The sequence below is a fragment of the Cytobacillus purgationiresistens genome, from assembly GCF_030813235.1.
Taxonomy (GTDB): domain Bacteria; phylum Bacillota; class Bacilli; order Bacillales; family Cytobacillaceae; genus Cytobacillus; species Cytobacillus purgationiresistens.
Genome location: NZ_JAUSUB010000025.1, coordinates 1 through 12,632 on the forward strand (window position 1 = coordinate 1; position 12,632 = coordinate 12,632).

Below are 12,632 nucleotides of genomic sequence, written 5' to 3' on the forward strand. Positions count from 1 at the left end.
TCACACCCGTTCCCATACCGAACACGGAAGTTAAGCTTCTCAGCGCCGATGGTAGTTAGGGGCTGTCCCCTTGTGAGAGTAGGACGTTGCCGGGCAAATGATCATGAGAGTACCTGTATAGGTACTCTTTTTGTTTTGAATAAGAATTCGAAGGATGATAATGATAAGAGGAGTGTGGAAAAACAACCCTGTATATATAAAGCAAATATCTCTTATAAAATCTGTTGCCAACTCTTCCATTAACTTCTTTCATCTCCGGGTTCATTCAATTAATGAACTTATTATAAACACAATCATAGTATATATGAATTCAAGCAACCCTCTAGAAAATCAATTAAACATCGGCAAATAAAATACGAAGACTTCAAAATCATACGTTTGAGATGTGAATTATAAGGGAAAAATTATAAAGCTACTTCGTTGCAACTTGATACATAATTACTGTATAATTTACGTCAAATATAGTCAAAGTCAGATAGGGGGAGGCCGGGTGAAAAACATAACAGATATCATTGAAAATTATCTTAAACAGGTATTAGAGATGAGTGATCGGGAAATCGTTGAAATTAAGAGAAGTGAAATTGCTGACAAATTTCAATGTGTTCCTTCCCAAATTAATTATGTAATCAATACTCGGTTCACGATTGAAAAAGGATATGTAGTTGAAAGTAAGCGAGGCGGGGGCGGATATATTCGCATTATGAAGGTGCAAGCCTATGATCATGCGGATCTTATTAATCAGTTAATCACGATTATACAAAGCCGTATCTCTCAAAATAGTGCAGGGAACGTCATTATTCGCTTAGTTGAAGAAGAAATTATCACAAAAAGAGAAGCAAAAATCATGCTTAGTGTGATTGATCGCTCTGTCCTCTATATAGAACTGCCATATAGAGATGAACTTCGTGCCAGAATGCTCAAGGCAATGCTAACGACATTAAAATATAAATAAAGAAAGCAAACCTGGAGAGGTGAATGACATGATATGCCAAGAGTGTAATCAGAGACCTGCTACACTCCATTTTACAAAAATTATGAATGGCGAGAAGGCTGAGTTTCACTTGTGTGAAAAATGTGCACAGGAACATGGCGATATGTTTATGTTGAGCAGCGGATCTGGTTTTTCCATAAACAATTTATTAACAGGGCTGTTTAATATGGAACCCGCCTTTCAAGGAGCAAGCAAAGCGCCTTTGGAACAGGAAAAAGTATTGCAATGTGAACAGTGTTCAATGACCTTTCAGCAATTTGCGAAAGTCGGCAAATTTGGTTGTGCCCACTGTTATGATGCTTTTAGCGATCAGTTAAAACCGATTGTCAAAAGACTTCATAGCGGTAACTGGACGCATAATGGGAAAGTTCCTGCCAGAATCGGGGGAAGTATTCATTTGCGCAAGAAAATAGACGAATTGAAGAATGAATTAAAAGAACTCATTTTAAAAGAAGAATTTGAAAAAGCAGCTGAGACAAGAGATGAGATAAGAAAGCTTGAAAAAGAAATGAATGGTCATGATGAGGGAGGGGAGTAAGCTTGTCATTGGAGAAGTTTATGAATCAAGCGGTAAGCTCCTGGATGAGTTCAGAAGGGCCTGACTCAGACATTGTTTTGAGTTCAAGGATAAGGCTTGCTCGCAATATTAAACAAGTGAATTTCCCAACAATCTTTTCAAATGAGGAAGCAAAATCAGTCATTCAAAATATCGAAGACCGAATGAGCAAGTCCTCATTTGATAAGTTTGGCGATTTAGAGCTTTTATTAATGGATGAACTTCAGCCTTTGCAAAAAAGGGTGCTGATGGAAAAGCATTTAATCAGCCCACATCTAGTTGAAAATGCAAATTATGGAGCTTGTCTGCTTACGGAAAATGAAGAAGTGAGTATTATGATAAATGAAGAAGATCATATTAGGATACAATGCCTATTTCCTGGTTTTCAATTATCAGAAGCGCTCGATGTTGCATATGAAATAGATGATTGGTTAGAAGAGGAAATCGATTATGCATTTGATGAGAAAATTGGATATTTAACAAGCTGTCCGACGAATGTTGGCACTGGTCTTCGTGCATCTGTTATGATGCATTTACCTGCTTTGATCATGACACAGCAAATGAATCGAATCATTCCAGCTATTAATCAACTAGGCTTAGTCGTTAGAGGGATTTTCGGTGAAGGCAGCGAAGCATTAGGTAACATCTTTCAAGTTTCTAACCAAATCACACTTGGAAAATCAGAAGAGGATATTGCAGAGGATTTAAAGAGCGTGGTCAGTCAATTAATTTCACAGGAAAGATCAGCCAGAGAAGCATTAGAGAAGACTTCAAACATACAATTAGAAGATAGAGTCTTTCGCTCTTACGGCACCCTTTCCAATAGCCGAGTGATTGAAACAAAGGAAGCGGCACGATGCTTGTCAGATGTTCGCCTTGGTATTGATATGAACTATATACAGGGCATTTCTAAAAATATATTAAATGAATTAATGGTTTTAACACAGCCTGGCTTTTTACAGCAATATGCAGGAGGTCCGTTGCGTCCATTTGAACGTGATATCCGCAGGGCTTCATTAATAAGGGAAAGATTAAAAATGGAAGATAAAGAGTTGGGAGGATGATGAAATATGATGTTCGGACGATTTACTGAGAGAGCACAAAAGGTGTTAGCATTAGCCCAAGAGGAAGCGATTCGATTAGGCCATAGTAATATAGGAACAGAACATATTTTATTAGGTTTAGTAAGCGAAGGGGAAGGCATCGCTGCCAAAGCACTCTATGCTCTGGGTCTAGGCTCTGAAAAAATTCAAACTGAAGTGGAAAACTTAATTGGCAGAGGGCAAGAAGCTTCTCAAACGCCTAATTATACACCAAGAGCAAAGAAAGTCATTGAGCTTTCAATGGATGAAGCAAGAAAACTCGGTCATTCTTATGTTGGTACTGAACACATCTTGCTGGGGCTTATCCGCGAAGGTGAAGGCGTTGCAGCAAGAGTATTAAATAATCTGGGAGTAAGTTTAAATAAAGCACGTCAACAGGTATTGCAGCTATTAGGAAGCAATGAATCCAGTGGACACCAAGGCGGATCATCTGCAAATGCCAATACACCTACCTTAGATGGGCTAGCACGTGATTTAACGGCAATTGCCCGTGAAGGCAGCTTAGATCCGGTGATTGGGCGAAGCAAGGAAATCCAACGTGTAATAGAGGTGCTGAGCCGCAGAACAAAAAACAATCCAGTGCTTATTGGTGAGCCTGGTGTTGGTAAAACAGCAATTGCAGAGGGATTAGCCCAACAAATTATCAATAATGAAGTACCTGAAACGCTAAGAGATAAGAGAGTTATGACACTCGATATGGGTACGGTTGTTGCAGGTACGAAATATCGCGGTGAATTTGAAGATCGTTTGAAAAAGGTGATGGACGAAATTCGCCAAGCAGGAAATATTATTCTATTCATTGATGAGCTTCATACCTTAATAGGTGCAGGTGGTGCAGAAGGCGCAATTGATGCATCTAATATTCTTAAGCCATCTCTTGCCCGCGGCGAGCTTCAATGTATTGGTGCGACAACTTTAGATGAGTATCGCAAATATATTGAAAAGGATGCGGCGTTAGAGAGACGTTTCCAGCCTATTACTGTTGATGAGCCAACAGCAGATGAATCTGTGCAAATTCTTAAAGGATTAAGAGATAGATATGAAGCGCATCATCGTGTAACAATAACTGATGCATCCATTGAAGCAGCAGTTAAATTATCAGATCGTTATATTTCTGATCGTTTCCTGCCGGATAAAGCGATTGATTTAATTGATGAGGCTGGTTCAAAAGTAAGGCTTCGTTCCTATACAACACCGCCGAATTTAAAAGAGCTTGAAGTAAAGCTTGAAGATGTCCGCAAAGAAAAGGATGCAGCTGTCCAAAGCCAGGAGTTTGAAAAGGCAGCTTCATTGAGAGATACAGAGCAGCGGTTGCGTGAGCAGCTTGAAGAAACGAAAAAGACTTGGAAAGAAAAACAAGGAAAAGAAAACAGTGAAGTGACAGTTGAAGATATTGCGAATGTAGTATCGAGCTGGACTGGTATTCCAGTATCTAAATTGGCGCAAACAGAAACAGAAAAGCTGTTAAACCTTGAAGAAATCCTTCACTCTAGAGTCATAGGTCAGGAAGAAGCGGTTAAAGCAATTTCTAAAGCAGTACGTCGAGCTCGTGCAGGCTTGAAGGATCCCAAACGCCCAATCGGTTCATTCGTCTTCCTTGGGCCTACAGGGGTAGGTAAAACCGAATTGGCGAGGGCGCTTGCTGAAGCGATGTTCGGTGATGAGGATGCGATGATTCGGATAGATATGTCTGAGTATATGGAGAAGCATTCAACTTCTCGCCTTGTTGGCTCACCTCCAGGATACGTAGGTTATGATGAAGGTGGACAATTGACTGAAAAGGTACGAAGAAAGCCATATTCAGTTGTATTATTAGATGAAATCGAGAAAGCACATCCAGATGTGTTTAATATTCTTCTTCAAGTGTTAGAAGATGGGCGTCTCACTGATTCTAAAGGAAGAACGGTAGATTTCCGCAATACTGTATTAATTATGACATCCAATGTAGGTGCTGAGGCACTTAAGCGGGATAAATATGTTGGATTTAACGTTCAAGACGATGAACATAATTACAAAGATATGAAGGGTAAGGTGATGGAAGAGCTTAAGAAAGCTTTCCGTCCTGAATTCCTTAACAGAATCGATGAAACGATTGTGTTCCATGCACTTGAAAGAAAACAACTTCAGGAGATTGTTACTTTAATGTCTGATTCTTTAACAAAGCGTTTGAAGGAACAAGATATTGCGCTGGAATTAACGGATGCGGCTAAAATTAAAATTTCTGAAGAAGGTTATGATCCTGAATATGGGGCAAGACCATTGCGCAGAGCCATCCAAAAACACATCGAGGATCGATTATCAGAAGAGCTGTTAAGAGGAACCGTGTTAACAGGTCAAAGTGTCGTAATCGATGTTGAAGATGGAGAATTCGTTGTTAAAAAGGTAGAAGAAAATGAAGCTGCACCATTACAAAAATAAGGAAAGAATATAAATTTTCAACAAAGAAGGTACACGCTTTTAAGAATGGCGTGTACCTTCTTTGCCTTTAAATAAGAAAGTTAAAATTTTTTAAGCTAGAAAAACGTCTAGCTCCGGCGCCTATCAAACTTCAGGCCTCCTCCCTGTGATAAGTCAACATCGAATCAATCACTCGCTCACCTTGTTTCTTTTATCTCGGTCGAAGCCCTTCTGCGTTTGTACGGAGATGAACAAGGCGCCACATGCTTTTTTATAAGGGTCGTTAAATATAACTATTCTTCCCATTTATTAGTTAATCTTTGAATCAGAGTCAATCCCTTGTTATAGTTGGAATAAATAGATTATGCAAGAATCGTTTGTTTGGTAAAGGAGATAATGATGGCAAAAAGAAAAACGAAATTTATATGTCAAGAATGCGGGTATGAGTCTGCAAAATGGATGGGTAAATGTCCAGGTTGTGGAATATGGAACAAAATGGTAGAGGAAGTAGAGAAGCCTGCAAATACAAGACGAGGTGCATTTGCACATTCGCAAGGAACGGCAGTGATGTCAAAAGCAACGGCTATTAATGCCATTGAGACCGTAAGCGAGCCAAGAATTTATACAGAAATGAAAGAACTTAATCGCGTGCTAGGTGGCGGAGTAGTGAGAGGGTCGCTCGTTTTGATTGGGGGAGATCCGGGAATTGGGAAGTCAACCTTGCTGCTACAGGTTTCTTCACAGTTAGCGAATCAAAATCACTCCGTCCTTTATATTTCCGGGGAGGAATCTATTAAACAGACAAAGATGCGAGCTGATCGGCTTTCGATTTCTTCTGATCAGCTGCTTGTTTATTCAGAGACAAGCCTTGAGGAAATAAGCCGCACGATTGATAGTCTCAATCCAAGCTTTGTCATCGTGGATTCGATTCAAACCATCTTTCATCCTGATGTCACTTCAGCGCCAGGAAGTGTTTCTCAAGTCCGTGAGTGTACTGCTGAGCTCATGAGAATTGGTAAGACAAAAGGAATCGCGATTTTTATTGTTGGACATGTGACCAAGGAAGGCTCTATTGCGGGTCCTCGGATATTGGAGCATATGGTTGATACGGTTTTATATTTTGAAGGAGAGCGTCATCATACTTATCGAATTCTAAGAGCAGTGAAAAACCGTTTTGGCTCAACCAATGAAATGGGTATTTTTGAAATGAAAGAGCTGGGGCTTGAAGAGGTGGCCAATCCTTCTGAGATCTTCCTTGAGGAAAGATCCCAAGGGGCAGCAGGTTCAACGGTTGTTGCTTCGATGGAAGGAACAAGGCCGGTACTTGTAGAAATACAAGCTTTAATCTCTCCAACCAGTTTTGGCAATCCGCGAAGAATGGCGACGGGTATTGACCATAACCGAGTACCCTTGCTGATGGCTGTACTTGAAAAACGGGTTGGAATGCTTTTGCAAAACCAGGATGCTTATCTAAAAGTTGCCGGCGGTGTGAAATTGGACGAGCCTGCGATTGATTTAGCCATTGCTGTAAGTATCGCTTCAAGCTTCCGTGATAAACCGACGCGTGCGACGGATTGTATTATTGGTGAAGTGGGCTTGACTGGCGAGGTGAGGCGCGTCTCTAGGGTTGAACAGCGTGTACAGGAGGCTGCAAAGCTTGGGTTTGAGCGAATTATACTCCCAGCTAATAATCTTAGCGGATGGAAAGGTCCGGATGGAGTAGAATTATTAGGTGTTCATTCAGTTAGTGAAGCCTTGAAAGCTGCAATAGGAGGTAAATGATGGAATCTAAGAAGCAAAGTGATATTACAATAAGTGAAATTTTAAGGTTTATGGCTCCTGGGACTCCTTTGCGTGCAGGGATAGATAATGTTCTGCGTGCGAATACAGGCGGCTTAATTGTCCTTTGTTCAAAAGAACAGATTGCGAGCATTGTGGATGGCGGCTTTCAAATTAATTGTCCATTTTCTCCAAGCTATTTATATGAACTTGCAAAAATGGACGGAGCAATCATTTTAAATCAAGAGGGAAATAAGATTTTAATCGCAAATGGCCAGCTTGCGCCAGACTCCGGCATCCCTTCATCAGAAACAGGCATGCGTCACAGGACAGCTGAGCGTGTTGCGAAACAAACAGGAGCCCTGGTAATTGCTGTCTCACAACGAAGAAATGTTATTACACTCTATAAGGGCTCTTCTCGATATGCTTTAAAGGATATTGGAGTCATTTTAACAAAGGCGAATGTGGCCGTTCAAACGTTAGAAAAATATAAAGTTGTATTAGAGCAAGGTATTTCAAACTTAGGCATTCTGGAGTTTGAAGAGCAAGTGACCTATAATGATGTGCTCAATGTGATGCATAACATTGAAATGGTCTTGAAGATTAAAAATGAATTATTGACTTATTTGAGTGAACTTGGGACGGAAGGAAGGCTTATCAGGTTGCAAATGAATGAGCTGCTGGTAGAAATGGAACGAGAAGCGGAACTCATTATCATGGACTATTCCCATTCTAAAGAGCTTTCTTCAAAGGCGGCACTAGTAAGGCTGGAAGAGCTGTCTAAAGGTGAGATGCTGGAGGATTCATTCATTATGAAGCTGCTTGGGTATCATGGCTATATTCATACGGAGGAATTTATCTTCCCAAGAGGTTATCGAGTGCTGCATAAAGTACCGAGGCTTCCACCGATTATTATTGAGAATTTAGTGGAGCGATTCCAAGAGCTAAGATATATCGCAGTGGCGTCAATTGAGGAATTAGATGAAGTTGAAGGAATAGGAGAAGTGAGAGCAAGAAAAATTAATGAGGGCTTGAGGCTTATCCAGGAGCAGTTTTTTGCAGATAGACATTTGTAATACCCATTGAACTAATGGATTCAATATGCTAAAATGGTTAGTTTATTATTTGACATCCTATCGTAAACGATGCTAGGCTTAAGTTAACATTTATAGAAAAAATCCCTCTTTATTTAGTTTATTAGTATAACTTTTAGCATAAAGATAAAATTCTCTTAACATTGACGTTTCAATTTTGAGAATTTGTTAATAATGAGTAGAAGGAGGTGAAGGAATGTTAAAACGAATTGTGCAGGCATGCTTCCTTATTACAGGAGTAACGATCGGGATTTTTTTAATTCCAGAATTATTATTATTGATGAAATTGGACAGCATTCCTCTGGTAAATAATCCTTATATATCCGCCATTCTAGGTGCCATTATTTTTTATCTTTTAGCGTTTTGGGCGGTAGATCACGTAGTCAATTTTATAAAATGGACAGAGGAGTCTATCGTAAAAGTGCCGATTACCGATATTATTTTTGGTAGTCTAGGGCTGATATTTGGTCTTGTTGTAGCGTTTTTATTGGGATACGCCCTAAACACAATAGAGTTTTTGAATACGGTTGCACCGATCGTATTAACTCTCTTATTTGGTTATTTAGGATTCCAAATAGGATTTAAGAAGCGTGATGAATTATTAACCCTATTTACTAGTAAAAAGAAAAAGACCACTGAGGAAGAGACTGAGCCAGAGGCACACACGTTAAAAATATTAGATACAAGTGTCATTATTGATGGACGAGTCGCAGATATATGTCAAACCGGATTTTTAGAAGGAACCATTGTCATTCCTCGTTTCGTTTTAGAGGAACTTCAGCATATTGCTGATTCATCCGATGTTTTAAAGCGGAATAGAGGTCGAAGAGGTTTAGATATATTGAATCGCATTCAAAAAGAGCTTTCAATGAAAGTGGAGATTTATGAAGGAAACTTTGAAGAGATTCAAGAGGTTGACAGCAAATTAGTTAAATTGGCTAAGATTACAAATGGGGTCGTAGTCACAAACGACTTCAATCTAAATAAAGTATGTGAGCTGCAAAAGGTGGCTGTTCTTAATATTAATGACTTGGCGAATGCGGTGAAGCCTGTTGTGCTTCCTGGGGAAGAAATGAAGGTTCAAGTGATTAAAGATGGTAAGGAACAGAATCAAGGCATTGCTTATTTAGATGACGGGACGATGATCGTTGTAGAAGAAGGCCGCAACTATATTGGCAAGCATATTGATGTGATTGTTACCAGTGTGCTGCAAACTTCTGCTGGACGGATGATATTTGCTAAACCCAAACTATTAGAGAAAGCTTTATAAGATACAAAATACAAGAGCAGAGGGAAAGAGCTTACAGGATAAGCCTCTTTCTTTCCGCTTTTTATTCTGATTAAGGGAGAATATTGATGCATAATCCATATAGAGTCATTATTCCTGCAGCTGGCCAGGGGAAAAGAATGGGAGCGGGGAAGAACAAGCTGCTGCTGCCGCTTAAAGGAATTCCGGTTCTTGTTCATACCTTGCAGGTTTTTGAAAACGATCCAAGTTGTGGAGGTATTTATCTGGCGATCAACCCTCTTGATGAGGCTGGATTAACAGATCTTATGAAGGAACATCGTCTGACAAAAGTCGCTGGATTGATCCATGGCGGCAAGGAAAGACAGCAAAGTGTATACAATGCCGTAAAGCAGCTCTCAGGCGAGGGTGTTGTTCTTGTCCACGATGGTGCGCGTCCGTTTTTGGACAGAGATCAAATAGGAGCTCTTGTTGCAGCAGCTGAGAACGGTGCTAGTGCAATTCTTGCTGTGCCTGTAAAGGATACAGTTAAAAAAGCAAGAGATGGAATCGTCACCGAAACGATTGAACGCTCCAGCTTGTGGGCGGTGCAAACGCCACAAGCATTTCGCTTGCCGCTTCTGCGTGAGGCGCACCGCAGGGCAGAAGAGGATGCTTTTATAGGAACGGATGATGCAAGTCTTGTTGAACGTCTTCAAGCTGATGTGACCATAGTTGAAGGCCATTACGACAATATTAAACTGACAACACCAGAGGATTTATACTTTGCTGAAGCGATTATCAAAAAACGCAAAAATCAGCTATGATGGTAGAATGTAAATAATATATGGCTATTGCCTTATTTAGATAAAAAGGAGAAGATGGTATGTTTCGTATTGGGCAAGGATTTGATGTTCATCAATTAACAGAAGGTCGCCCCCTTATTATTGGCGGCATTCATATTCCGTATGAAAAGGGGCTGCTAGGGCATTCAGATGCCGATGTGCTATTACATACAGTTGCGGATGCATGTTTAGGTGCAATTGGTGAAGGAGATATAGGCAAGCACTTCCCTGACACGGATGCTGAATTTAAAGATGCTGACTCCGCTAAGCTGTTAACACATGTATGGCAGTTAGTGAAGGATAAAGGCTATGAGCTTGTTAATGCAGATTGCACAATAATTGCGCAAAAACCAAAAATGGCTCCGCATATTGAACCAATGAGAGCGAGGATTGCATCGCTTCTTGAAACGGACGCAGAGAATATCAACGTGAAAGCGACAACTACAGAGATGCTTGGATTCACAGGCAGGGGAGAAGGTATTGCTTCTCAAGTGACCTTGCTCTTAAAAAGAAAAGACAGCTGATTATAAATCCGCTTTGACAACAACATGCTGAGTGATAAAATAAAGGTTGCGACTGATTGCAGTTGCGATCGTACGAAATGATTTTTAATTATACGTGATTAATATATTGAAAACCGGTTTGGAGGAGGCAAAAAACATGTCAAACGATGTTCGTGTGCGTTATGCACCAAGCCCAACAGGACATTTACATATCGGGAATGCCCGAACGGCTTTATTTAATTATTTATTTGCTCGCAGCCAAGGCGGAAAGTTTATTATTCGAATCGAGGATACGGATAAAAAACGTAATATTGAAGGTGGAGAAGAAAGTCAGCTTCGTTATTTGCAATGGCTTGGAATTGATTGGGATGAGAGCGTTGATAAAGAAGGCAACTACGGGCCATACCGTCAATCAGAGCGCAATGAAATTTACCAAACTTACTATCAAGAACTGCTCGATAATGGAAAAGCTTATAAATGCTATTGCACTGAAGAAGAGCTTGAAGCAGAGCGCGAGGAGCAAATGGCAAAAGGGGAAACACCAGCTTATTCTGGGAAATGCCGCCGCTTGTCAGCAGATGAGCGCGCTGCTCTTGAAGCAGAAGGCAGAGAGCCAAGCATTCGTTTTCTTGTGCCGACAGGAAAGGTTTATTCATTCAATGACATCGTCAAAGGGGAAGTTTCTTTTGAATCCGACGGCATAGGTGATCATGTAATTGTTAAGAAGGATGGTACACCGACTTATAACTTTGCGGTTGCAGTTGATGATTATTTAATGAAGATTTCTCATGTGTTAAGAGGGGATGACCATATCTCCAATACTCCTAAGCAGCTAATGATCTATGAAGCGTTAGGCTGGGAAGCGCCACAGTTTGGCCATATGACATTAATTGTAAACGAAAGCCGAAAAAAATTAAGCAAACGTGATGAATCCATCATTCAATTTATTGAACAATATGAGGAACTTGGGTACTTACCTGAAGCATTATTTAACTTCATTACATTGCTGGGATGGTCTCCGAGTGGTGAAGAAGAAATCTTCTCTAAAGAAGAAATTATTGAGATTTTTGACGCTTCTCGTCTTTCAAAATCTCCAGCATTATTTGACAAACAAAAGCTCGCTTATATGAATAATCAATATATGAAGAAGCTTGATGTAGATAAGCTTGCAGAAGTGTCACTTCCTCATCTCGTGAAGGCGGGGAAGGTTGAGGAAAACTTATCTGCAGAAAAAGTGGAATGGGTGAAAAAATTAGTTGCTTTACTCCAAGAGAAAATGAGCTTCGGTGCGGAAATTGTCGGCTTATCAGAGCTTTTCTTCACAGAGGAATTGACTTTGGAAGAAGAAGCAAAGGAAGTCCTTGCTGAAGAACAAGTGCCTGAAGTGCTAGCAGCCTTCCTAAAAGAGCTTGAGCAACTAGAGGAGTTTAAAGCCGATGCAATCAAAGCGGCAATGAAATCTGTGCAAAAAGCCACTGGACATAAAGGGAAAAAATTATTTATGCCAATCCGCTCTGCGACAACAGGGCAAACACATGGCCCAGATCTTCCGCAAGCGATTGAGCTTTTAGGTCAAGAGAAAGTGAAAAGCAGGTTATTAAGTATTTTAGGTTAACATATTGGGGAAAATATAATATAGTAAATAGTATCTTTTTATAAATTTAAAAAGTATAATATCTTCAAGTTTAAAAAAGGTCTGGATATCAGCGGCTCAAGGCCAATGAGCGAGCCACCTTCGCTTTATAGTTAATCCAGCTGCAGTGCCTAGCCCCTCGAGGTCATAAGCTAAATCAGTCTAGAGGTTAAAGAACAACCTCCAGTCTGATTCATCTTAAGTTTGTCGGGGCTGAACAAGGCCCTTCCGCTTTATAGTTAATCCACCTCGCTTTATAGTTAAAGTGTTGATGAGGAAAAGTAGGATGTATGAAGCTTCTTAGAGAAAACCATCACCGGCTGAAAGTGGTTTAAGCCTCTCGTCATCTGAAATGCCCCTCTGAGCCCTGTTTCGAACCAATCTGTGCATGAACTAGAGCGCAGGTAGAAGTAGAAATCAGGCGGTTGTCCTTCCGTTATAAGGTTAAAGTTGAGGCTTTTTATGAAAAAAGTCTAAACAGAGTGGAACCGCGCTTATTTCAGCGT

At 40.3% G+C, this 12,632-nt stretch carries 10 protein-coding genes, 1 rRNA gene and 1 other annotated feature (1 of these 12 running past the window's edge); all 11 genes read left to right on the top strand.

Annotated elements, in window-relative coordinates; all coding sequences use genetic code 11:
* A 5S ribosomal RNA gene (gene rrf, locus J2S17_RS21410) occupies positions 1 to 95 on the top strand; the annotation flags it as partial.
* Between the two features lie 395 nt (positions 96 to 490).
* Positions 491 to 952, top strand: coding sequence for a CtsR family transcriptional regulator (locus J2S17_RS21415; protein WP_307477916.1), 462 nt, complete (start codon positions 491 to 493; stop codon positions 950 to 952).
* A gap of 28 nt (positions 953 to 980) precedes the next feature.
* The gene (mcsA, locus tag J2S17_RS21420) at positions 981 to 1,529 is read left to right on the top strand and encodes a protein-arginine kinase activator protein McsA (RefSeq protein WP_307477918.1); all 549 of its coding nucleotides are present in this window, start codon (positions 981 to 983) and stop codon (positions 1,527 to 1,529) included.
* Between the two features lie 2 nt (positions 1,530 to 1,531).
* Entirely contained in the window at positions 1,532 to 2,611 is a 1,080-nt protein-coding gene (mcsB, locus tag J2S17_RS21425; RefSeq protein WP_307477919.1) for a protein-arginine kinase McsB, read from the top strand.
* A 6-nt stretch (positions 2,612 to 2,617) separates the two neighbouring features.
* Complete coding sequence (gene clpC / locus J2S17_RS21430; protein WP_307477920.1) at positions 2,618 to 5,068, top strand: ATP-dependent protease ATP-binding subunit ClpC; 2,451 nt, start codon at positions 2,618 to 2,620, stop codon at positions 5,066 to 5,068.
* Between the two features lie 378 nt (positions 5,069 to 5,446).
* Entirely contained in the window at positions 5,447 to 6,829 is a 1,383-nt protein-coding gene (gene radA / locus J2S17_RS21435; RefSeq protein ID WP_307477922.1) for a DNA repair protein RadA, read from the top strand.
* A complete protein-coding gene (gene disA / locus J2S17_RS21440) occupies positions 6,829 to 7,902 on the top strand; it encodes a DNA integrity scanning diadenylate cyclase DisA (protein WP_307477924.1) in 1,074 nt (357 codons plus the stop codon). The genes radA and disA overlap by 1 nt, the downstream gene beginning before the upstream one ends.
* A gap of 214 nt (positions 7,903 to 8,116) precedes the next feature.
* The gene (locus tag J2S17_RS21445) at positions 8,117 to 9,190 is read left to right on the top strand and encodes a PIN/TRAM domain-containing protein (RefSeq protein ID WP_307477926.1); all 1,074 of its coding nucleotides are present in this window, start codon (positions 8,117 to 8,119) and stop codon (positions 9,188 to 9,190) included.
* An 86-nt stretch (positions 9,191 to 9,276) separates the two neighbouring features.
* Entirely contained in the window at positions 9,277 to 9,972 is a 696-nt protein-coding gene (ispD, locus tag J2S17_RS21450; RefSeq protein WP_307477927.1) for a 2-C-methyl-D-erythritol 4-phosphate cytidylyltransferase, read from the top strand.
* A gap of 59 nt (positions 9,973 to 10,031) precedes the next feature.
* Entirely contained in the window at positions 10,032 to 10,514 is a 483-nt protein-coding gene (gene ispF / locus J2S17_RS21455; protein WP_307477929.1) for a 2-C-methyl-D-erythritol 2,4-cyclodiphosphate synthase, read from the top strand.
* 136 nt (positions 10,515 to 10,650) lie between these two features.
* Entirely contained in the window at positions 10,651 to 12,108 is a 1,458-nt protein-coding gene (gltX, locus tag J2S17_RS21460) for a glutamate--tRNA ligase (RefSeq protein WP_307477930.1), read from the top strand.
* A gap of 277 nt (positions 12,109 to 12,385) precedes the next feature.
* Positions 12,386 to 12,632: a binding site (T-box leader), on the top strand (it continues 7 nt past the right edge of the window).

Bases quoted from the DNA above. Each gene is read 5' to 3' on its own strand.
- J2S17_RS21445 (WP_307477926.1), top strand. From the start codon at position 8,117: ATGTTAAAACGAATTGTGCAGGCATGCTTCCTTATTACAGGAGTAACG.
- radA (WP_307477922.1), top strand. From the start codon at position 5,447: ATGGCAAAAAGAAAAACGAAATTTATATGTCAAGAATGCGGGTATGAG.
- ispF (WP_307477929.1), top strand. From the start codon at position 10,032: ATGTTTCGTATTGGGCAAGGATTTGATGTTCATCAATTAACAGAAGGT.
- disA (WP_307477924.1), top strand. From the start codon at position 6,829: ATGGAATCTAAGAAGCAAAGTGATATTACAATAAGTGAAATTTTAAGG.
- clpC (WP_307477920.1), top strand. From the start codon at position 2,618: ATGATGTTCGGACGATTTACTGAGAGAGCACAAAAGGTGTTAGCATTA.
- ispD (WP_307477927.1), top strand. From the start codon at position 9,277: ATGCATAATCCATATAGAGTCATTATTCCTGCAGCTGGCCAGGGGAAA.
- mcsA (WP_307477918.1), top strand. From the start codon at position 981: ATGATATGCCAAGAGTGTAATCAGAGACCTGCTACACTCCATTTTACA.
- gltX (WP_307477930.1), top strand. From the start codon at position 10,651: ATGTCAAACGATGTTCGTGTGCGTTATGCACCAAGCCCAACAGGACAT.